The organism is Streptomyces sp. NL15-2K (genome assembly GCF_030551255.1).
GTDB lineage: Bacteria > Actinomycetota > Actinomycetes > Streptomycetales > Streptomycetaceae > Streptomyces.
Map to the genome: position 1 here is coordinate 12,236,554 of NZ_CP130630.1, position 21,474 is coordinate 12,258,027.

A 21,474-nucleotide genomic window follows, 5' to 3' on the forward strand; every position below is an offset into this window, starting at 1 on the left:
GTAACGCGGGCCTGCTCGATGACCTCGAGTCGATCACTCGGGAAGGTACGCCCTCTGCATCACACGAGGCACCCCACCCGAGGTCGATCCACAAGTCCTGAGCATGGCTCACGGGCCTTGGGGTATCTGACCAGTTGGCTCGGTCGCGCTCTATTGGTGAGGACACCTCATTCGCCGGAAACAGGCAGGCCGGCATCGCTGAGCCAGTGGAGACGCTCGCCGTGGGGTCCTGTGAATGCGATCGGACGCTCGTCGAGGGCCATCACGAAAGTGGCGCGGTCGGTCGGGGCCGGTTCAGGCAGGAGATCGAGCAGCGCGGGAAAGACGCTCGGGGACTCGTTCGAGATCCAGCGGCATGGGAGATTCCGCATCGTCCGCGCGAACTGGGCGCGTGCGTCGGGGGAGAGGTAGGCCAGGACCGCGCTGTGGAAGACCACGGGCGTAGCCCCCGTGGGAGCCTGAGCCACCAGTCTGCTCACTGCCTCGTTCAGGTCGCCGCGGACTATGTGCGCGGGCTCGGCCCGTGCCACATTGAGGGCACCGCGCAGCCGTTGCAGGCGCTCGGTCTGATCCGGCCAGACCAGGCTCTCCAGCCAGCTGGTGTCTTCGGGATCGGAGGGGTCGAGTGGGTTGAGGTCGACCCCAGTCCGCCAGACGACGTCGGGCAGCTGACGCGGGATCGGAACCGGTCCGGTGGTACGGCAAGGAAAGATGACCGGGCTGTCCGCAGGGCCGAATGGCTGACTCTGGTCATAGATGTAGCGGTACCGGTCCGGGTAAAGACAGAGCCCGGCCGAGGCTCCGACCTCTATCAGCGCCAGCGGCTGCGGCAGTGTGGCCAGAACCGGCAGCAAGGTGGCGCACCGGGCGCTTTCGTTCGTTTGCGTCAGTCGGACGAGCATGAGGGAGCTCAACTCGTCCCAGTGGGTCACCACCCATGTCAAAAACTCGCTGGTCGAGTCGAGGGGTACGCCGAGGCGGCGTGCGGCAGCGAGCAGCAGGTTGGGCTGGCGCTTGACGGGCGGAAGTGTGTGGAGCAGCGCGAGGAGCCTCTCGTCGCCGGCAACCGCAACGCTCAACGCCTCGTAGACGGGCGAGTGGCCCTTCGCCTGGCGCTCGGCGAAGAGCCGGTATTCGTGCGCGATCGTCCCCAGGTCGATGTCCGGGGTGGGGGTGCTGCTCCCCTGGCTCCTCATTCGCTCTTCTCCTCTGGTGATCAGGTTCCTGCCCGATGTTGAGGGCCTGGACGCGGCGAGTGGGTGTTACGAGAGACACAGTGGCGGGCCGGTCGGCCTCGTTCTTGCACATGTGCGCCAGACAATCAGGCTGCGGTGCACTGCTCGCGTTCCACCAGGACTCCGCGTTCGAAGCGGGCTCCGGCGCGGACGAGGGCGACGAGATGGGGTGCGTTTACCGCCCGCCACCCCTGTTGGGCGGACTCGACGAGCTTGAAGACCATGGCGAGGGCGGCGGTGCGGGAGCCGGCGCCGCGGGTGACCTTGGTCCGCAGCCGGACGGTGGAGAAGGTCGACTCGATGGGGTTCGTGGTCCGCAGGTGGATCCAGTGTTCGGCCGGAAAGTCATAGAACGCCAGCAGCTGGTCCTGATCGTCGGTGATCTTCTTGACGGCCTTGGGGAACTTCGCGCCGTAGAGCTTGGCGAACGTCTTGATCGCCGCCTCGGCGTGGTCGCGGTCCTCGGCGTTGTAGATGCCCTGGATGGCCTTCTTCGCGCCCGGCTGTGCGGACATGGAGTCGAGGACATTGGCCGTTTTGTGATCCCAGCACCTTTGCTCGCGGTGTCGGGGAACACCTCGGCCAGCGCCTTCCAGAAGCCCAAGGCACCGTCCCCGACAGCGAGGACCGGGGCGCGCATGCCCCGGCGGGCGCAGTCACGCATCAGGTGGAGCAGCTCCGGATCATCGCGGCTGCCAACGCCGCGGCGGGCCGTACGGTCGCGCCTGCGAATCCTGTCGCCGGGCGCCATGCCCGCCCCTGATTCGGCTGCCGTCGCCCCGGAGTCCCCGGCCGCGCCTATGGGCGGTGAGGACCAGGTAGACCGGCGTGCGGGGGCTACCGTCGCGCCCTCGCCGCGCACCGGCAGGCCGCCCCAGCTAGGGCCCTTCTGATGGATCTCCGTGGCGTCGCGACGCCCGGCACGCACTCTCGCCGCACCGGACAAAAGCCCTCGTAGCGGAGCTACGAGGGCTTCCACCCGGAGCGCCGAGAGCACGCACCGAACGCCGCTCCTTCTCCCACGGAGATCCATCAGAAGGGCCCTAGTAGGACTCCGTTAGGTCTTTCTCGATCTTGGCGTTGTGTAGGTCCTGGTGGGCAGGGTTTGGTGGCAGGTGGTGCAGATGCCGGTCCAGCACCTCAAGACGTCCTGGAGGGTCTCGAGGACTTGGTAGAGGGTGAGACCGGCCCGGGCACTTTTGGGGCCAGGCGCTGTTCGGTGAGGAAGGCGTGGGCGGCGGTCACGAGGGTGACGTGGTGGTGCCAGCCCGGCCAGGAACGCCCTTCGAAGTGGTCCAGGCCCAGGCCGTGCTTGAGTTCGCGGTAGTCGTGCTCGATGCGCCAGCGGACCTTCGCCAGACGGACCAGGTCGGCGATCGGAGTGTCGGCCGGCAGGTTGGACAGCCAGTAATCGGTCGGCGCCTCGGCGCCGGAGGGCCATTCGACCAGCAGCCAGCAGTCGGGCAGGATCCCGTCCCACCAGCCCTGTCCGGCCGAGGCCGCAGCTTTGATCGGGCGCTCGACGGCCTTGCCGGCGGGACGGACACGCACGGCGGCGAAGCGGGAACGTAACTCCCCTCTCGAGCCGTGCCGCCAGGTGAGCGGGGTGAATGCGTCTTGATCAAGGCCGGCGGCAAGGGCCGCCAAGGACGGTGCTGGATGCCGGTAGCGGGGCTGTGGCCAGCAGCCGACATGCCCGTTGCGGGCTGGGGCCTCAGGCTCCGCGTCCAACGGATGGGCGGTCACATCGCCGCGGACGGCCAGCACGTAGGCGACTTGGCGGTCGGACAATGCGGCTCGCAGATGCGCGTTGGTGCCGTAGGCGGCGTCAGCCACCACAGCCGGCGGCCTCATGCCCCAGCCGGCGAGCGTGTCGAGCATGTCCAGGGCCAGGCGCCACTTCTCGCGGTGCGTGACGTCCGCCGGGATCCGCGCGAGGTCCCGGCGGACGGTGTCCGATACCCACTCCTCAGGCAGGAACAGACGCCATTGCAGCGGGCAGGAGGCGGTGTCGGTGGCGGCGTGAATACTGACCGCGACCTGGCAGTTTGCTCTCTTTCCCAACGCTCCGCAGTACTGCGGAGCCACCCCGGCCGACATCCGGCCGTCCTTGGGCACCGACACATCGTCGATCACCCACGCCGCCGGACCGATCAGCGGCAGCATCCGTTCGCAGATCCTGCGCTGCACCGGCACCGGATCCCACGTGGACTGGTTCACGAACTGCTGCAGGTTCTGCTCGTTGCCGTCCGGTAATCGCGAGGCCATGGCCTGGATGGACTTGCGCCGACCGTCCAGCATCAGTCCGCGCAAGTAGCAGTCGCCCTTGGCCCGCTGGTCCTTCCGCGGCACCGAGGCGAACACATCCGCCACGAACAGCGCCAACTTCGCCCGCACACGGTTCACTTCATGTGCATCCACCCAACCCAACATGCTCCCGAACAGGCCCGACCGGAAGACCTAACGGAGTCCTACTAGGAGCTGCTGTCCGGGCGATCAAGGTTTGGTGCGTAAGGCCAGGGGTTGCTTGTCGGCGCAGTCGCATAGCCTGCGCTCATGACGACCGCTGAGCCCGGATCTCTTTCGAGTGCGGCCCTTGAGGAGTACCTTTCCTTGATCGACGAGCTGCTCGCACAGCCTTTCCCGGAGGCGAACTTCTATGACGACACCGGGTGCGGTGGCCCTGAGCATCGTGTGCGCATCCTGCGTGTCAGTCAGGAGTTCTGGGATGACTATGACGGCGAGGCGGCGCGCGAGGCTGACGCAGAGCTGCGGGCCTACCTGGACGCCCTGATCACAGCTCTTGCGGCACGCTGGGGCGAGCCGCTCGTCGTTGACCTGTTGCCGTATCTGCGGGCCGGCCTCAAGGGGGAGGCGGTGTCCGAGCCGATCAACTGCCTGAGCCAGCTGGCTGGAAGCATGCAGGCGTGGCCGCACCTGGATCCCGGCCGCTGGCTCGGGCTCGCCATTGGACAGGGGGATAAGGAGTTGCCGCTCGAGCTGCTTGCAGCGGTTGGCCAAACCCTTGCGCTTGAGCCGAACGTGTCCGGTCGGTCATGAGCGGAGCCAGATGATCGCCGCTGCCACGGTGACTGTTCCGAGGAAGACGTAGCTGCGCTTGTCGTGGCGAGTCGCCACGGCCCGGGACTGCTTGAGCTTGTTGATCGCCCGCTCGACGGTGTTGCGTTTCTTGTAGCGGTCTTCGTCGAAGCCCGGTGGCCGTCCGCCTCGTGAACCTCTGCGCAGGCGGGCGGCCTGGTTGTCGGCCTTCTCCGGGATCGTGTGGCGGATGCCGCGACGTCGTAGGTACTCGCGGCACGGGCCGTTGCTGTAGGCCTTGTCCGCGGTGAGACTGTCGGGCTTCTTGCGCGGCCCGCCCCGGCTGAGCCGCGGGACGCGGATCTCCGACCAGAGCGTCCTGTCCGGTACCGTGGTCGCGCTCCCACGGGCCCAGGCCCCGGCCCCCGGCCTGGGCGCGCGTCGCTGGCAGCGCCTGGACATGGCTGTGGCCTCCCACTGCCCGCTTCAGGAGCCTGTGGCCGCCCCTGGCCGAGTACCTCGCCAGTGTTCCGCATCGCCCGCAGCACGTGCCCTACCTGACCGACGTGCGGGGCCGCCGCATCCACCAGGACGTCGGCGCCGTGCTCGACGACCTTGCCCGGTCCGTCGCCCGCCCCGTGCGGTGGTACGACGCGATGCGTGTGATCGGCGAACTCGGCGCGACTCATGCCGTGCAGATCCGCAGGGGCAGGCACTGGCCCGTCTCCTGCTCGCAGCGGCACCGGCGACCCGGCCGATCGCCGTGGAGGAGACGGGAATCGGCCCCCGCAGGTGCGCAGTCGGTGACCCGAGCGCGAGACAGCGCAGACCACACTCAACCATCGAAGGAGGAACCCCTGATGACGGGCACACAGATCCGGCGGATCGCGGCGATGGGAAGCTCGTACGCTGCGGGTCCCGGCATCGAGCCGGTCGCCGACCGCCGGGCGAACCGCTCGGCGCGGAACTACCCGCACCTGCTGGCCGAACGGCTCGGTGCCGAACTCACGGACCTCACCGTGAGCGGAGCGACCACCGACACGATCACCACCACCCCCCAACGCGTGCTGCTCCACACCTTTCCGCCCCAGCTGGCCGGTCTGCCGGAGGACGCCGACCTGGTGACGATCACCGCCGGTGGCAACGACCTCGGCTACATCGGCAGCATGTTGCGGCTGGGCGTGGCGGGCCGGTTCTCTGCCCACACCCTCTTCCGGCCGCTGGGCACCGCACTGAAGCGGAAGAGCGTGCCGCGACCGTCGGAGGCCGACGTCGAACGGGCGGCGGCCGGTCTCGTCCTCATCGTGGAGGAAACGCGACGCAGAGTCGAGCGCGCGCGGGTGCTCCTGGTCGACTACCTCACGGTCGTCGGACCCGACACCCGCCACAGCCGCGCGACACCCTTCGAGGCAGCGACTCTGGAGGAGTTCCGCCGACTGGGCGACCAGGTCGCCGACGTCTTCACCCGCGCCGCCGCCCGCTCCGGGGCGGAACTCGTCGCGATGCGGCCGCGCAGCCAGGAACACGCTCTCGGATCGACCGAACCATGGGTGACCGGACTCCCCGAACGACTTCGCCCTTCCACCGTCGTCGGAGCCTTCCATCCCAACAGCGCCGGAATGCGCGCTGTGGCGGACGCGATCGCCGAGCACCTGCAAGGGCCCGAGAGGGAGCAGGGGCCAGCAGGCGACAGGTGGCAGGCGTACTACACCTGGTACCGCCGCTACCAGGCCGAGGGAGCCGACGGGCTGCGCACCCGCTCCAAGGCACCGAAGCACAGCCCCAACGCGACGCACGTCGAGGTGGTCGGGAAGATCATCCATCTGCGGCAGAACTACCACTTCGGGCCCGAGGAGATCGCCATGTACCTCAAGCGGTACCACGACGTCACCATCAGCAAGTCCGGCGTCTGGCGCATCCTCAACCGCCTGGACATGGGCCGCCTGCCGGCCTCACAGCGCTACAAGCGTCACGACCGCCGACGGAAACGGTACGAGAAGCAACTGCCCGGCCACCGCGTCCAGATCGACGTGAAGTTCATCGAGCCCCTCGCCTCAATGCCCCAGGGCCGCCGCGGCGGCCGCAACAAGTACTTCCAGTTCACCGCGATCGACGACTGCACCCGTCTGCGCGTCCTGCGGATCTACCCGACGCTGGACCAGAACACCGCGATCCAGTTCCTCGACTACGTCATCCAGCGCCTGCCGTTCCAGGTCGAGGTCATCCAGACCGACAACGTCGCCGAGTTCCAGTCCGCCTTCCACTGGCACGTCCTCGACCACAACATCCCGCTGGCCGACCTCACGCAAACGGACGTCGACATGTGGCTGTCGGAGAGCCGGGATCGCCGGCATGTCCGGCTCTTCCTTCGCTGGGCCCACCAGCGTCGCCTCACCGGCAAGCATGAGGTGCCTGACCGTCCGCGAGATGAGCCCCACCGCTGGTGGACGGAGACCGAGCACTGGACGCAGTTGCAACGCTGCCTGCATGACGAGGCGTTGCCCGCTGATGTGCGAGCCACAGGCGCCCTGGTGCTGCTGTACGGGATGCCGATCACGCGGATCGCTACTCTCACTCGCTCCGACCTCACCGACGGCATCGAGCCGCGACTGCTCATGGGCACGCATCCCGCAGCGCTGCCGCCCGTGGTCTACCAGCTTCTGCTTCGCCAAGCAGAACGCGCCGAGCCGAACTCGGCGATCGGCCGCGTTCCCCCACGAACCGCCTGGCTTTTCCCTGGGTACGCCGCCGGGACACACCGCTCAGCAGCCGATCTCGCGCGCAAACTGCGCCTCCATGAGCTGCCAGCGCGTACCGGCCGGAACACTGCGCCGCTCGCCCTCGCAGCTGACCTGCCCGCCTCAGTGCTCAGCGAGACTCTTGGTCTCAGCATCACCGCGGCACTCAAGTGGACCCGCCGAGCTACTCGCGACTGGAACGCCTATCTCGCGGCCCGTCCGACACCGAGACTGAACACAGGGCCGCCCACGAAGACCAACTCGGCATCGGGCCCGCCCCCCGAATTCAAAGCTGATGCTTACTAATATTTGGCTCAACTGCGACTTTCACGTCGAGTATCGAAGCATGCGCTGAACTGCGGGCGCATCGAGGTGCCCGGGCTGCGGCACACGCTGGCGATGCTGCCGCAGCCCAAGGCGGCGGACAACCGGCTCGTCCTGGCGGTCGACGTGACCAACTGGCTGCGGTCGGACGCCCCGTGCAGTCCCGAGCGACTGTTCTGCCACGTCTACGACCGGAACGGACGCTCCAGCGACCAGTTCATTCCCGGCTGGCCGTACTCGTTCGTCGCGGTCCTGGAGACCGGCCGCACCTCGTGCTGCCAGCTGCTGGACGCGGTCCGGCTCGGCCCGAACGACGATGACCGCCGTCCAGGTTCGTCGCGTCGTAGCCGACCTGTCAGTCGATGTGCAGGTGCTTGATGTACACGTACGGAGCGGTGCCCGTCTGCCCCTTGGTGAAGTACACCCGCTGCTCCACGCCGTTGGCGTCGTCGTAGCTGAACCAGCCGGTGTTCTGCCCGGCGCCCCAGGGGCCCGGCTTCCACATGGGCAGCGTCATCGGAGAGTCGAGGTCACCGTGGCCCTTAAAACAGGTGGAGCCGCTGAACACGGCGACGAAGTAGAACTGCGTGCCGTTGGCCTCGCAGGCGGCCCGCTGCAGGGTACTCGTCGCGGCACCCGACGGAGCGGCACCGAGCGCGAGCGTGGCGCACGCCGCGGCGGCGACGGCCCCGCCCTTGGCGATGGACATGCGCATGAAGCACTCCTAACTACGATCCGGTACTTACCGGATCAGTCTGGCCACGCCGCCACTGCCCCGAACGCCCCCGGACAGCAAGCTGCCAGCGCGGAACCGCCCCCGTCCTGGATTGGGGGGGGCCAGGACGGGGGCGGTTGTCAGGAAGCGGACACTCAGCCTCGGTGCAGCCGCCTCTCCCGTGGTCGGACTGCTCGGCACCCAAAGCCCCGCGCCCATAACAGCCGTGATGGCTGTCTCCCTCACCCCGGGCACCCTGGCAGCGATCGCAACGAAACGGACATACAGCCACTAACACCAGAGCCCCGACCAGGTGCAGGGAGAGGAATAGCGCCAGTCACGAATGCGTGCCTGGTACCAGCTGCCCGCCCCGACCTCCAACCCACTGACATCCCCCACCTGACGTCACCGCCGCACTGACGGCGGCGCAGCGCGGCGGCACCGGCCGACGCGCAACACCGGTGAGAGCGCCCCAATCCCCGGCTGCGTCCGCGCCGCCCATCCCGCCCTCCCTCATCCTCAACTCCAACCAGGGCATGGGCGAAGGGGGCGCAACGGGGATGTCAGCGGCCCGACCAAGCCGTACGCCCGTGGTGACCTGGGCGGACTCCAGGGCGCTGTGAAGGCCGGCGCAACATCTACCGCAACACTCCGCGCAACATCTACCGCAACACCGGGCCTTATGAGGTGAGGCGCCGGCCGGGCGGGCTGGTCACGGTGTCGCCCTGCGAACGGTGCCCAGGGTCTGGAGCTGGTCGCCGGTCGCGCGCACGACCAGGTCCAGGACGTCGTCCAGGGTGAGCCGCAGTTCGCGTCCGTCCTGCGACGTGGCGCGGGTCGGGGAGTCCAAGATCGCGGCGCATCGTGCTGCGACCGGTGCGAGTCGCCCGCGGGAGACCTCGGGGCCGGCCGCGCGCAGCCCGACGCGTACGGCGTGGGCGCTGGCCCCGCCTTCCGCGCGCATCGCTGTCGCCAGGTCGTGCTCGTACTCATCGGGCTGCCAGGCGTGGGTTTCCAGATCGCTGCGCAGTTCGGTGAGCGCCGCCAGCACCTCGTTGATGGTCGCCATGCGCCGGACCTACTCGGTCGGGTGGAGGCGCCAGGAAGGAGAACCTCACACCGCGCTGACCAGCCGTGGTCGGGCTGCGTGCAGTGCGGCGAGAGTCGTGGTCGGCCTCATGGTCGGGTCCGTCGGGCGCATTCCAGGGGTCGTTGCCCGGTAAGTTGCAAACCGCGAGCAGTTTGGACAGACGCTCGGCTGGGGGTTCCCAGCCGAGCGTCTTGCGTGGACGGCTGTTGAGTTCGGCGGTGACGGCGTCGAGGTCGCTGCAGGTTGCCGGATCAAGTTGGCGGGGAACGCCGTCGTCGGACAGCGACGGCGAGCACCGAACGCACTCTCGGGAAGACCCCACACACGCCGGAGGGTTGGCCGGATGGTCGGTTCTGTCGGCGGATACGTACGGTCACGGCATGAAGCGAATGAGCAGGATACTGATGGTCTCGGCGGTGTCGGTGGCGCTGACGGCGAGCGGCACGACGGCCGTGGTCGAAAACACAACAGAGAAACCCCGGGCCGCCGCTGTCGCGCCCGTTGCGACGGACTTATCGCGGGGCCCGCTCGTGTCGGTCGAGCACCTGCGCACGCTCACCGCCCGCGAGGTCGCGGCCGAGCTGGCGGGGGACAAGGCGGGGGCCTGGGACACCGGCGCCGTACGGTACGGTCTGGACACCTTCCGGATCGTGTACCGCACAGTTGACTCTCATGGCCGGTCCACGGCGGCCAGCGGACTGCTGGCCCTGCCTCAGAGCGGTGAGCGGCGGCTGCGCACCGTGTCCTTCACGCACGGCACCGAACTGTTCAAGGGCGATGTCGCCTCCGTCTCGACCAGCGTCTGGGACCAGGCCCCCGCCCTGACCTACGCCTCCGCCGGATTCGCCACGGTGCTCCCCGACTACCTCGGGTTGGGCTTGGGCCCCGGCCCGCACCCCTGGATGGACGTGCCCTCGGAGACGACGGCCGCCCTGGATATGCTGCGCGCCTCCCGCGCCGTCGCGACGGCGAAGGGCCGGGAGCTGCGGCGCGAGGTACTGGTCACCGGCTTTTCACAGGGCGCCTCGGCGGCACTGGGACTGGCCCGGTCGCTGCAGGAAGGCGCCGACGGATGGTTCCGGCTGCGAGCTGTGGCGCCCATCAGCGGCGCGTACGCGTTCCGCGACGCGGAACTGCCCGCGCTGCTGGCCGGGCAGACGGAGCCGAAGGCAAGCGTGATCTACACGGCGCTGATCCTGGTCGCCTTCAACCGCCTGCACCACCTGTACGACACGCCGGCCCAGGTGTTCCGCGCGCCGTACGACCAGACGATCGAAGATCTGCTGGACGGCACACACACCGGTCAGGAGGTCGAGGCGGGCACCCCGGACTCCATCGACGCGCTGCTCACACCCAAAGGCCGGGCGATGCTGGCCCATCCCACCGAACGGCTGGCGGCCGCTCTGCGGATCGCCGACGGCGTGTGCACCGACTGGACGCCGCGCGCTCCGATCCGGCTCTACTACGCCGACGGCGACGAGCAGGCCGTCACCGCGAACACCGCCCGCTGCCACGCCGCCCTGCGCGCCCGCGGCGTCCATGCCCCGCCGATCGACCTCGGCACCCCTGACTACGGCGGCTCACGCCACCTGGGTTCCCAGCAGGCGGGAACCGCCGCCGTGGTGAGGTGGTTCCACTCCCTGCGGTAGGCGGGCCGTCTACCGGGTGTTCCGCTGTCGGAGGCTTCACTATCACTCGCCCGGGTGCAGAAACAGCTTCTCCCCGGCCCGTCCCTCGGGTGAGGGGTCCGCTGTAGGGAGCTTGCAACACTGTGGTGAGTTGATCAAGCTGCGAGCAGTTTAGACAGACGCTCGGCTGGGGTTGCCAGCCGAGCGTCTTGCCCGGGCGGCTGTTGAGCTCGGCGGCGACGGCTCGAAGGTCCTCAGGGGTGTGCTTGGACAGGTCGGTGCCCTTGGGGAAGTACTGCCGTAGCAGGCCGTTGGTGTTCTCGTTCGAGCCTCGCTGCCAGGGACTGCCGGGATCGCAGAAGTAGACCGGGATGTTGGTAGCGAGGCTGAAGCCGTGGTGAGCGGCCATCTCGGTGCCCTGATCCCAGGTCAGGGACCGCTTCAGGAGGGGCGGCAAGGTCTCGAGGGTGGCGATGGGGGCGTCGCGCGCGGCTGCGGAGTTGTAGCCGTCGGGCAGGTGGATCAGCATCAGGTAACGGGTCGGGTGCTGCGGTCGACCAGAGTGGCGATCGCGGAGTGCTTCCTGCGGCCGAGGATGCCAGGCACTGTCCGACACGCTGGCACGGTGTGAGCCCTCACGGAAGGTAGCCGCAACCACACAGCCGAGCTGCCCAGATGAGAGAAGTGGAAACGTTGGTCACCGCATAGCGCTTTCAGCTTGGGAAGCTCGGGTTGCCTGGGGACGATTGCAGAGGAGACCTGCGACGGAGCAGCATCGATGCCTGGTCGGCTGACCGTCTCCATGCCCGGTGTTCCCCGTGATTCCCCGCACGATCCGGCACGGGTCTGACTGGCCGTTCTCTATCCGTTCGTGTGCTCGCTCTGGTTCGAACAGGGTCATGGATCGGGTGAGTTGGTTGACGTCGGGGCATGAAGGAAGGGCCTCTTGGTAGCTCGCGGTTGTCGAGTCCAGCGAGAAGCAAGAGGCCCTGTTGTCGAAGTGTCGCGTGGTCGTGGTTGCCGGGTCCAGTCCGTCCACTCCTGGGTGTGACTGTCTCGCCCATCGGTTCGGGAACGCGGCTGACCGGCCAGAGCGCCGGCCCCGGTATAGCTCGGACATGAGCGATGCGGAGTGGGCACTGGTGCGGGATCTGCTGCCGGTGCCGGGATGGCTGGCGGGCCGGGGCGGCCGTCCGGAGGGCTACTGCCACCGGCAGATGATCGACGCCGTGCGCTATCTCGTCGACAACGGCATCAAGTGGCGGGGTGCGACACGAGGTCGCACGGATCAAGTGGCAGACGAAAGAAAGGAGTTGATGAAGCCCAGGCCAGTGTCCATGGCCTGTCCCCTGCGTCCACATGCGTCGCTGGTAACGGCGGGGTGTGAAGCTGGACGATCACGCTCAAGAGCGTCCCGGCCATCGGGAGGCAACAAGTAAAGGGGAAGACTGGACGGGCGAGCGAAAGCGAATCCCCGGCTATGCCTCGTGATTGCATAAGCTGCGCGATGGTGACGCAAGCGGCAGCTTCAGGACTCGGCGTGGAAGAACGCCAGGTGACCCTCGTGGACTCGCCGGCGAGGGCAGGACACCACCGGTCCCGGGGTAGAGGAGGCGCCCACCCCAGTCGCATCTTGTCAGTGCGGAACGTGGAAACCCCGTCGGGGTCCGGGATAGTTCCCGGTTGTCCGACCGTGAGGGAGGATCAATTCCCCGGCGGGAACAGGATGGCCCAAGAAGCAAATGCCGACAGGCCGAAAGGCCAGGGGAAATCGGACGGCGCCCGCCACCGTATAACCCGTCGGATACGGGTCCGAGTGGCCCGGCCCGAAAGGGCGCCCACGTGGGCCGGGTGAGCCTTTGAAGAGATCTGGTGAAGAAGCCAGAGCCGAAGGGCAAGTTGGACGCAGGGAGGGGCTGATGGCTCGACAGGGTAGTGAGTCCCGCCGTTCTTCCCGTGCGAACGGACCGGAGGACGTGCGAATCGACTGGCACAGCATTGACTGGGCCGCGTGCGAGGACCATGTACGGCGACTGAGACGAAGAATCTTCAAGGCGACTCAGGAAGGCGACCTGAAGAAGGTTCGCAATCTGCAAAAACTCATGCTGCGAAGTCACTCCAACACGCTGATCAGTGTCAAGAGGGTGACGCAGCAGAGCGCGGGACGCATGACCGCGGGCATCGATGGGGAAACTGCGCTCACGCCGAAAGAGCGAGGCCGCCTCGCGGTCCGAGTTCAACGGTTTGAGCATCCCTGGAGGGCTCGTCCGGTCAAGCGCGTGTTCATCCCGAAGGCCAACGGAAAGAAGCGACCTCTCGGGATCCCTGTGATCATCGACCGCGTACTTCAAGCCCGGGTGAAGAATGCATTAGAACCCGAGCGGGAAGCGCGTTTCGAGCCGAGGTCATACGGATTCCGTCCTGGTCGGGGTTGCCATGATGCGATCGAGGCCATCTACAACACGTTGGGGGCCAAAGGAGCCTCACGTTTGTGGGTGCTCGACGCAGACCTCGCGGCAGCCTTCGACCGGATCAACCACGCTCAGCTTCTGGAAGCCCTGGGCCTGTTCCCTGGTCGGACCATGATCAGGACATGGCTGCGGGCTGGCGTGGTTGAAGAAGGCCGCTTGACGCGGACGGACGAAGGCACCCCTCAAGGCAATGCCGCGTAGTTAAGAAACGGCGAGGATTTTGATGTCGGGTGGGTCGGGGTGGTGGATGGTGGTTTCGGTGCGGAGTTTCTTCCTGTAGGCGTGGACGTGGACGCGTTTGACGGCTCGTGGGCTGGTACGGTGCCGGCGTCGCGGGTTGAGTCTTTCGAGGATTTCTGTGCGGGCTGTTTCAAGAGCTTCCGTGAGACGCTGAGGGGGAAAAGCCCGCCTGGTCGGTGACCTGGCGGCGGATGATGCGCAGTGATCTGATGAAGGACAGCCTGTCGGGGTCGATGTCGGCCTGGTCTGCTGCCTCGCACATCAGATGTCGGACCGCGTAATGGGTCAGTAGGAGTGCCCAGATCTCCTGCTCGATCATGTCCGGTGTTTTCGAGCGCAGGACGCCGCCCCGGCCGCGCTGATGGGTCTTGATCTCGTCGAGGCTGGATTCGAGTTCCCAGCGTTCTGCGTAAGCGGCCGCGAGTTCGGCGGCGCTGGCCTCGTCGGGATCCATGATCGTGGTGATCAGGCAGAAGATCTCGCCTTTCCCTTCACGGTTGGTCACTTCGTACTCGACGACACGGACCGGGATCCCGGACGGCTCCTCGATACGCGCAGATCCGCGGTAACGCTGGTTCCCGCGCCGGTTCCTGACTTTTGGGTCGAGCAGAAAGGACTCGTACGATCCGTCTTTCAGCGGCCGGACTACCGGGAGATGAGGTCCGTCGGGCATGCGCCACAGCAGATCCGCGCCGGTCGCGGCGGCGGCCTCCCACAGGCGGTAGGCGTAAAATCCCCGGTCAGCGGTGATCAGCATGCCCGGCTCGAAGTCGGTGACGAGTTCTTTTGCGAGGGCGCCCTCGTCCACACGCCAGGGCCCCAGCCGGGCGGCCACCACAGCGTGGGTCCCGCATTCGCCAAGTCCCACGACTTTCACCTGCGGGAAAGGAGCGGGGTTCTTCGTCCCGCCGGAGCGTCCGAACTCCGCGTCATTCGCCGGCGTATCGGGAATGTCCAGCACGAACCCGTCGATGGCCATCAGCCGCCACCGGCCCAGCCAGGCTCCTTGCGTGCCCCGCTGAGCACACGGCAGAGCCACCCGCTCGAACAAGACCCGCAAAGGATCCGGTCCCAGACGCCGACGCGCCTGGGAAATCGCACTTGTCGTGGGGACCTTCCAGTCCTTGCGCCATGTCCCCAGGAACCGTAGGCCATTGACGAGTAGACGGATGACTTCCTCGTACGACTCACCGAAAAACAGGCACAGAGCCATGACGTAGTAGACGACAACGCGGGCCGGCAGCAGGCGGGACCGCTTCTCGAACCGGCCCGTCTCAGCCAATACTTCATCGACCAGATCCCGGTCGACCAGACGCGTCAGAACCCCGATACCCACCCGGTCCGTCAACCGCGTACCGGAAACCGCCGAGCTACCCCGAACCCCACCCATGAAGAAGGAAGATAACCCGTTTCATCGCCGCCACAGACAACGGCGGCCATGCCGGTTGACCATCCACAACCAACGCGGGCGTGTCGCTGTGCACATGTGGAAAGAGAATCCCAAAACACTTATCTACGTGGCATTGCCCCTCAAGGAGGAGTGATCAGTCCGCTGCTGCTGAACGTTGCCTTGCATGGGATGGAGACAGCGGCGGGGAGCCGTTATCGGTATGCCGGTCCGGGCAACAGAGGTACATATACGGCCCGGGATGCCCCTGTCCTCGTGCGGTACGCGGATGACTTTGTGGCCATGTGCCACAGTGAGGAAGAAGCGAATCGCGTTAAGACCGAGCTGGCCAAGTGGCTGGAGCCGAGAGGGCTGAGATTCAATGAGGAGAAGACCCGTGTAGTCCATGTGACGCAAGGGTTCGACTTCCTCGGCTTTGGGGTCCGCCGTTTCGGTAACAAGCTGCTTATCCGGCCCAGTAAGGACGCTGTCGAGAGAGTTCGGGAGAGACTCAAGACGGAGGTGAAGGCGCTCTACGGCGCCAACGCCGGAGGCGTCTTGAGAAAGCTCACGCCCATCATTCGGGGCTGGGCCGCCTATTACCGGACGGTGGTGTCGTCCAGAGTCTTCGCTGATCTGGATAACTACATGTGGGTGCTCACTTACAAGTGGGCCAAGCGTGCTCACCCGCTAAAGTCGAGGGACTGGATCGTCAAACGGTACTTCGGCCGGTTCGACAAGACCAGGCGAGACAGATGGGTATTCGGCGATCGCGTCAGCGGTGCCCACCTCGTCAAGTTCTCCTGGACTAAAATCGTTCGGCACACCCTGATCAAGGGCGCGGCATCACTGGATGACCCGTCCCTCATCGAATACTGGGAGAATCGCCGTCGCCGAAAGACGCCCCCGCCTATGGACAAGACGAGTCTGTCCCTGGCATACCGGCAACGGGGGCTCTGCCCTCTATGCCGTCAGGCGTTGATTGCCGGAGCCGAGTACGAACCGGACAACCCACGTGAGTGGATTGACTGGTTCGCGGCCTCGAAAAAGATGCTGAATAAACATCACTTCGAATACCGGCGTGACGGCGGGTCGGACGAGAGAAAGAACCTGCGTCTCGTTCACGCCGACTGTCATCGTCAGCTTCATGCTGCGGATGGCGGACGGTCCCGAAAGCAGAGCACTGCGACGCCCTTGGGGCTTGCTTGAGCCGGTTGCCTGGAAAGCGGGCATGGCCGGTTCTGAGGGGGCCGGGGCACAGCAATGTGTCCCGGCTACCCGACCGATGCCGTCAGACTTTCCGCCCTGGCCGCGGGTGTATGCCTTCTGTGCGCCGTGAGGCGCTTCGTTGTATCCCCGACTCAATCGGGAGGAACTTGGAGGAATATTCTGGGTCGCCTGACTTACCTGGAGGCGAAAGCCGAAGGGGACAACAGCATGTCAGGAAAGCGGTGGCCGTCTGGAGGTATCCAGGGCGGAGGGCCGCAAGACCCGCGCGATATGGCCAAGGCTGGATTGCTTGAAGCCCAATCTCCAGCGGCAAAAATAGAAACTCACCGGAACGATACCTGAAACCGGTGCCCTTTCCTTGCCGGGCTCTGAAGAACGGGTTCGGACGGCAACCTCCAAGGAGAGGGGCGTCGCCCAGTGAGGGCGGTCAAGGAGATGAGTGGGCGGCCTACGTCGTGCTCGATACGTACAGCGAAGACGTACCACGGGATCGCCTACGGGGCGCGAGCCCTACGGCGACGGAGTGCCCATAGTGGTCGCCGGAGTTGCGACCGGCCGTGAAGTCCGGGAAAGCCGGAATGAGGGCGAAGGGGCACAGGTGAACTCGACGTCCGGTAAGGGGAGGTATGCGCAATGCAGGGCGCTGAAACGGTGCTGGACGTCATCCGGGAACGCGGCAGGCGAAGCCTGCCGTTGGAAAGGGTCTACCGGCAGCTGTTCAATCCGCAGCTCTTCCTGATGGCCTATGGGCGCATCTACCGGAATTCCGGTGCGATGACTCCTGGGGTCACCAGGGAGACCGTGGATGGCATGTCACGGGCGAAGATCGACACGATCATCGGCACACTGCGGTCGGAGTCGTATCGATGGACGCCCGTCAAGCGGGTCTACATCGACAAGAAAGGCGGTGCGAAGAAGAAGCGCCCGCTCGGCCTGCCGACGTGGTCGGACAAACTGGTCGCCGAGGTCGTACGTCTGTTATTGGAGGCGTACTACGACGTCCAATTCTCCGATCGCTCCCACGGGTTCCGCCCCAAGAGGGGCTGTCACACCGCGTTGCAGGACGTGGTGAAGTACTGGACCGGAACGCGCTGGTTCATCGAGGGAGACATCTCCGACTGCTTCGGCAGCCTGGACCACGAGGTCATGCTCGCGATCCTCGGGGAGAAGATCCACGATGGCCGGTTCCTACGGCTGATCCGGGCCATGCTCAGGGTCGGATACTTGGAGGACTGGCGGTGGAACGCCACGCTGAGTGGGGCTCCCCAAGGCGGTGTGGTATCGCCCGTCCTCTCCAACATCTATCTTGACAGGCTCGATCAGTTCATTGAGCAGAAGCTGCTGCCGGAGTACAACCGTGGCAGAAAACGGCGGCATCATCCCGAGTACCATCGGCTCGACAGCCGGATGTACTGGGCGAAGCGACGCGGAGACCGCGCCGCGGTACGGCAACTCCGGCTCCAAATGCGGAGCCTGCCGAGCAAAGACCCTTATGATCCAGGCTTTCGGCGCCTACGGTATGTCAGGTATGCCGACGACTGGCTGCTCGGTTTCGCTGGGCCCAAGCACGAAGCCGAGGAGATCAAGGCGCGGATCACAGCATTCCTTCTGGATGAACTCCGGCTGGAACTCTCCGAATCCAAGACCCTGGTCACGCACGCCACCAGCCAGGCGGCGCGCTTCCTCGGCTACGAGGTGAAAGCCCAGCGATGCGACACGAAGCTCACGGGACTACGACGCTCCGTCAACGGTGCCATCGGGCTTTTCGTGCCACGCGAGGTAATCCGGCAGCGTTGTGCCTCCTACATGGGTGGCGGGAAACCGAAACTCCGTGGTGTGCTTCTCCACGACAGCGATTTCTCCATCGTGGCGACATACCAAGCCGAGTACCGGGGACTCGTGCAGTACTACCTTCTCGCCCAGGACGTCGCCCGCCTGAACCGCCTGCAATGGGTGATGGAGACGTCCATGCTCAAGACGCTGGCGTCGAAGCATAGATCGACCGTCACGAGGATGGCCCGCAAGTACAAGGCGACCATCGACACCCCGGACGGCCCTCGAAAATGCTTTGAAGTCATCGTCGAGCGTGGCAGCGAGAAGAAGGCGCTGGTTGCCCGCTTCGGCGGCATCCCGCTCAAACGGCAGCGCACAGCGGTAATGGCCGACCGAGAGCCGTTGAAACCCAACCACATCAGCACCACCGAGTTGGTGAAGCGGCTCCTCGCGGACTGCTGTGAGATATGCGGATCAACGAGCCGGATTGAGGTTCATCACATCCGGAAACTCGCCGATCTCAAGCAACAGGGCCGAGCCGAGCGCCCCGCAGGGGTGAAATTGATGGCAATGAGACGACGCAAGACCCTGGTCGTCTGCCGGCCTTGCCATGAGGACATCCACGCGGGACGCGCGACCTCATCCACCCGGAAAAGATCACTGGAGAGCGGTGTGCTGGGAAACTAGCCCGCACCGTTCGGGAAGGGGCCGTCGGAAAAGGACCCGGGCCACGGGCACCTCGTCGGCGGCCTACTTCACTCGCCCGCTGGCGGGATGCGGGGCTGGTGACCGAGCTGCATGAACGTCTGCGCGAGGCCGTCCGCCGGGCTGAGGGCCGCAGCCCGGAGCCGAGCGCGGCGATCGTGGACTCGCAGTCGGTGAAGGCGGACGCCACCGTCACCCATGTCTCGCGGGGTTTCGACGCCGGCAAGAAGATCAACGGGCGCAAGCGCCACCTGCTCACCGACACCCTCGGCCTCCTGCTGGCCGTGCTGGTCACACCGGCGTCCATGACCGACCGGGACGCCGCCCGCATCCTGCTACCCGCAGCGAAGAACCATTTCCGGCGGCTGGCGCGCGTCTGGGCCGACGGCGGTTACACCGGCCACCTCACCGACTGGACCACCCAGCACCTCGGAGTCGTCCTCGACATCGTCCGCCGCAGCGATGATGCCAGCGGCTTTGAGATCCTGCCCCGCCGCTGGGTCGTCGAGAGGTCCTTCGCCTGGTTCCTGCGCAGCCGGCGCCTGGTCCGTGACTACGAACGGCGCACTGACACCAGCGAGAGCGTCATCCTGTGGTCGATGACCATGCTCATGAGCCGCCGCCTGGCCGCCCAGCACCAGCAGCGTCTTGCTCCGGCACGGGCAGCGTGAACCTGCCCGGCTTCTCCTCCACCAGCCAGCCCCGCTCCACCAGCCGTTTCAGCCGGGCCCGTGCTCCTTCGACACGGGAGGCGGAGGCGCTGTCCCAGCCCAGCACCACCGCTGCCCGCCGGGCACCGAGCCCATCGGCTCCCGCCTCCCGGGCGGCGGCCATCAACGCCTGGTAGTCCACCGACAGCACCTCGGTTCCGGCCGCGTCCTGGCGGTGAGGCACCGCCCGGCGCGGCCCCACCGGCTTCCGGTGTGACACCCCGTCGGCCGCCACCGCGGGCGCATCCTCCTCGGCCAGTGCCTCCAGATACTGTTCCAGGCCGATCACCCGGCGCCGGAGCACCTCTTCCGCCTCCGCCAGAGCCGCCCGCACCCGCTCCAGCTCGGCTTCGAGGTCCTCCACCCGCACCGCCGCGGCCTTCTGCCGCGCTTCCAACACCGCCCGCATCGATGGCACCCGCCACCCCCACGACATCTCGGCCAGCAACGGACCGAGACTCCCGCGACAACTGCGATCTCATGCCTGACCAGCAGAAACCGCACACGAGGTTCGGAAAGAGAACGACCTCTGACACGGTCAAAGCAGCGATCTGGCATGGCTGGCGCGGACCTTCTTGCCCCAAGAGGCGAGCGCAGCGATTACCGGTTGAGCATGGTTACTCCAGGGAGCAGCCGCTCCGAGGTTGGGCTGGGACCGAGCACCGCTTTAGGAGAGCGGTACTCGCGGGCCGCCACCAGGGCCGCCTTCATTATCCTGGCAGACGGATCATGGCCCGCCAGCCCACCGGTGGGCAGCGTTACACCAGGTCAGGACCATGCGGTGAGGGCGATTCTTGAAAACGGCTCTGTCTGCGGTTACGTGAATCGACAGGCAACTTTGCTTCGCCCAGTGGACGAGAGTGGCACTCGGAAGGCTGGCCGGAGGATCAGCAAGTGTGGAGGAGCTGAGGTCTGCTGTCTCAGCCTCTCGCCGTCCTTGCTGCTGAAGCAGCCAACAACTTCTGGGTGTGCTGGTGCAGCCGCCGTGCTTCCTCGATGGTGAACCCGGGCCCGTGTGGACTGAGCGGCTCGCCCTGCACAAAGGCGCTGAGCGGTGTGGTGGGCGGGTCGTCCAGCACTTTGAGGATCGGCGTTATGGCCTCCTCGACCGACTGGGCGGACCGGCGGATGACCTCGATGTGCGCCATGATGTCCGAGGCGTACTGCCCTGAGAAGCTGGTGTTGACCGTTCCTGGGTTGAGCAGCACGTACCGCACGTTGGTGTCCGGTCGGCGGTCCGCGAAGTCGACGCCGAGCAGGTCAGTGAGCCGACCGCCTTGCATGAGCGCCCGTTGCCCGTCGTACTCCCGGGCGAGTTGCAGGTCTTCCCAATGGATTTGAGCCTGGCCGCCGGGGCCCGCGACGTTGAGGATGACTGGGGTGTCGGCGGCTTCGAGCAGGTCCACCAGCCCATGGCTCAGCACGAAGCGGCTCAGGTAGAAGTGCGCGAAGGTGTTCTCGAAGCCTTCGGCCGTGACCAGGCGGGTGGTCCGAAAATGCCGGGCGCACAGCACCAGGGTGTCAACCCTCGCAAAAGACGACCGGACGCTGTCAGCCGCTGCTCTGGTCTCGGCTATCAGACTGAGGTCGGCATTTACGAAATGTGCTCGCTCGGCCGCACCTCGTTGCCGCGCGGCATCCAGCCATGCCTTGCCCTTCTCCGCGTTGCGTCCGACGACCACTACCTCGTGTCCTCTGTCCAGGTAGTGGTGGGCGACGGCCTTGCCGATTCCGTCCGTGCCGCCGGTGATGACGTGGGTCTTCATCGCCCTGCTCCTTCGTCGTTGCGGCGACTCACAGGAACCGGGCCGCGATCTTTTCCGGGGTGACGTGGATGGTGACCAGTTCCGGGAGCGTGGCGTACGACTGCGGGTTGTGTTCGGCGTAGGTCTTGCCGGTGTACTTGACCGCCAGTTCGTCCATGCGTTCGCGGGCGCCCACGCTTTCGAATCGGGCGGTGCCGCTGATCACCGCGTATCCGTAGGGATCGTCCGGCGGGTTGACTGTCACGCTGAGCCGAGGGTCGCGCCGCAGATTGCGCACTTTGACCTTGTCCACGCCGGTCACGAAGAGCAGGTTGTCTCCCTGCCTGCCTACCCAGACCACGGACTGGTGCGGACTGCCGTCGGGCTGCAGGGTCGCCACGGTGACGAAGACCCTGGAGTCGAGGACTTCCTTTACCGGTAGTT

At 66.3% G+C, this 21,474-nt stretch carries 13 protein-coding genes and 7 pseudogenes; 9 read left to right on the forward strand and 11 right to left on the reverse strand.

Annotated elements, in window-relative coordinates:
* Positions 1 to 167 precede the first annotated feature (167 nt).
* The 3 genes and pseudogenes from Q4V64_RS53780 to Q4V64_RS53790 all read right to left on the reverse strand — a co-directional run bounded on the left by Q4V64_RS53780 (position 168) and on the right by Q4V64_RS53790 (position 3,656).
* The gene (locus Q4V64_RS53780; RefSeq protein ID WP_124445575.1) at positions 168 to 1,196 is read right to left on the reverse strand and encodes a DUF2332 domain-containing protein; all 1,029 of its coding nucleotides are present in this window, start codon (positions 1,194 to 1,196) and stop codon (positions 168 to 170) included.
* A 125-nt stretch (positions 1,197 to 1,321) separates the two neighbouring features.
* A pseudogene (locus Q4V64_RS53785) lies at positions 1,322 to 1,902 on the reverse strand (transposase); the annotation flags it as partial.
* A gap of 473 nt (positions 1,903 to 2,375) precedes the next feature.
* Positions 2,376 to 3,656 (reverse strand): IS701 family transposase, encoded by a 1,281-nt coding sequence (locus Q4V64_RS53790; protein WP_303708850.1) that lies wholly within the window; start codon positions 3,654 to 3,656, stop codon positions 2,376 to 2,378.
* 192 nt (positions 3,657 to 3,848) lie between these two features.
* Here Q4V64_RS53790 and Q4V64_RS53795 point away from each other — a divergent pair, with 192 nt between their 5' ends.
* Positions 3,849 to 4,295, forward strand: coding sequence for a hypothetical protein (locus Q4V64_RS53795; protein WP_253267557.1), 447 nt, complete (start codon positions 3,849 to 3,851; stop codon positions 4,293 to 4,295).
* On the opposite strand, the pseudogene Q4V64_RS53800 reads toward Q4V64_RS53795, so the two are convergent.
* Positions 4,290 to 4,637: pseudogene (locus tag Q4V64_RS53800) on the reverse strand (transposase); the annotation flags it as partial. The gene Q4V64_RS53795 and the pseudogene Q4V64_RS53800 sit on opposite strands and share 6 nt — an antisense overlap.
* Before the next feature lie 497 nt (positions 4,638 to 5,134).
* Between Q4V64_RS53800 and Q4V64_RS53805 the strand changes: the two are divergent.
* Together Q4V64_RS53805 and Q4V64_RS53810 are read left to right on the forward strand one after the other, a co-directional pair.
* On the forward strand, positions 5,135 to 7,318 hold the full coding sequence (locus Q4V64_RS53805; RefSeq protein WP_303715332.1) for a GDSL-type esterase/lipase family protein: 2,184 nt from the start codon (positions 5,135 to 5,137) through the stop codon (positions 7,316 to 7,318).
* Between the two features lie 42 nt (positions 7,319 to 7,360).
* A pseudogene (locus Q4V64_RS53810) lies at positions 7,361 to 7,682 on the forward strand (transposase); the annotation flags it as partial.
* A 9-nt stretch (positions 7,683 to 7,691) separates the two neighbouring features.
* Here Q4V64_RS53810 and Q4V64_RS53815 read toward each other — a convergent pair.
* The gene (locus Q4V64_RS53815) at positions 7,692 to 8,051 is read right to left on the reverse strand and encodes a hypothetical protein (protein ID WP_172629649.1); all 360 of its coding nucleotides are present in this window, start codon (positions 8,049 to 8,051) and stop codon (positions 7,692 to 7,694) included.
* 712 nt (positions 8,052 to 8,763) lie between these two features.
* The gene (locus tag Q4V64_RS53820) at positions 8,764 to 9,120 is read right to left on the reverse strand and encodes a hypothetical protein (protein ID WP_124445830.1); all 357 of its coding nucleotides are present in this window, start codon (positions 9,118 to 9,120) and stop codon (positions 8,764 to 8,766) included.
* Positions 9,121 to 9,521: 401 nt separating this feature from the next.
* Here Q4V64_RS53820 and Q4V64_RS53825 point away from each other — a divergent pair, with 401 nt between their 5' ends.
* Entirely contained in the window at positions 9,522 to 10,790 is a 1,269-nt protein-coding gene (locus Q4V64_RS53825) for a lipase (RefSeq protein WP_253267580.1), read from the forward strand.
* Positions 10,791 to 10,924: 134 nt separating this feature from the next.
* Here Q4V64_RS53825 and Q4V64_RS53830 read toward each other — a convergent pair.
* Positions 10,925 to 11,345, reverse strand: a pseudogene (locus Q4V64_RS53830) (IS30 family transposase); the annotation flags it as partial.
* Positions 11,346 to 11,776: 431 nt separating this feature from the next.
* Between Q4V64_RS53830 and Q4V64_RS55950 the strand changes: the two are divergent.
* Positions 11,777 to 12,034 (forward strand): annotated as a pseudogene (locus Q4V64_RS55950) (transposase); the annotation flags it as partial.
* A 654-nt stretch (positions 12,035 to 12,688) separates the two neighbouring features.
* Positions 12,689 to 13,429 (forward strand): annotated as a pseudogene (locus Q4V64_RS53840) (reverse transcriptase N-terminal domain-containing protein); the annotation flags it as partial.
* Positions 13,430 to 13,610: 181 nt separating this feature from the next.
* On the opposite strand, the gene Q4V64_RS53845 reads toward Q4V64_RS53840, so the two are convergent.
* Positions 13,611 to 14,870 carry an IS4 family transposase gene (locus Q4V64_RS53845; RefSeq protein WP_124445729.1) on the reverse strand — a complete coding sequence of 420 codons (1,260 nt, stop codon included), beginning with the start codon at positions 14,868 to 14,870 and terminating at the stop codon, positions 13,611 to 13,613.
* A gap of 48 nt (positions 14,871 to 14,918) precedes the next feature.
* Between Q4V64_RS53845 and Q4V64_RS53850 the strand changes: the two genes are divergently transcribed.
* The 3 genes from Q4V64_RS53850 (at position 14,919) to Q4V64_RS53860 (ending at position 19,246) form a co-directional block, all read left to right on the forward strand.
* Positions 14,919 to 16,076 carry a group II intron maturase-specific domain-containing protein gene (locus Q4V64_RS53850; RefSeq protein ID WP_303715338.1) on the forward strand — a complete coding sequence of 386 codons (1,158 nt, stop codon included), beginning with the start codon at positions 14,919 to 14,921 and terminating at the stop codon, positions 16,074 to 16,076.
* A gap of 654 nt (positions 16,077 to 16,730) precedes the next feature.
* Complete coding sequence (locus Q4V64_RS53855; protein ID WP_124445706.1) at positions 16,731 to 18,557, forward strand: reverse transcriptase/maturase family protein; 1,827 nt, start codon at positions 16,731 to 16,733, stop codon at positions 18,555 to 18,557.
* 98 nt (positions 18,558 to 18,655) lie between these two features.
* Positions 18,656 to 19,246 carry an IS5 family transposase gene (locus Q4V64_RS53860; RefSeq protein WP_172629631.1) on the forward strand — a complete coding sequence of 197 codons (591 nt, stop codon included), beginning with the start codon at positions 18,656 to 18,658 and terminating at the stop codon, positions 19,244 to 19,246.
* On the opposite strand, the gene Q4V64_RS53865 is transcribed toward Q4V64_RS53860, so the two are convergent.
* From Q4V64_RS53865 to Q4V64_RS53875, 3 genes and pseudogenes are all read right to left on the reverse strand, one after another.
* Positions 19,185 to 19,694 (reverse strand): hypothetical protein, encoded by a 510-nt coding sequence (locus Q4V64_RS53865; RefSeq protein ID WP_124445704.1) that lies wholly within the window; start codon positions 19,692 to 19,694, stop codon positions 19,185 to 19,187. The two genes, Q4V64_RS53860 and Q4V64_RS53865, sit on opposite strands and share 62 nt — an antisense overlap.
* Before the next feature lie 511 nt (positions 19,695 to 20,205).
* Positions 20,206 to 21,051: an SDR family NAD(P)-dependent oxidoreductase gene (locus Q4V64_RS53870; RefSeq protein WP_124445703.1), complete on the reverse strand. Its 846-nt coding sequence runs from the start codon at positions 21,049 to 21,051 to the stop codon at positions 20,206 to 20,208.
* 28 nt (positions 21,052 to 21,079) lie between these two features.
* Positions 21,080 to 21,466, reverse strand: a pseudogene (locus tag Q4V64_RS53875) (PPOX class F420-dependent oxidoreductase); the annotation flags it as partial.
* Positions 21,467 to 21,474: the final 8 nt, after the last annotated feature.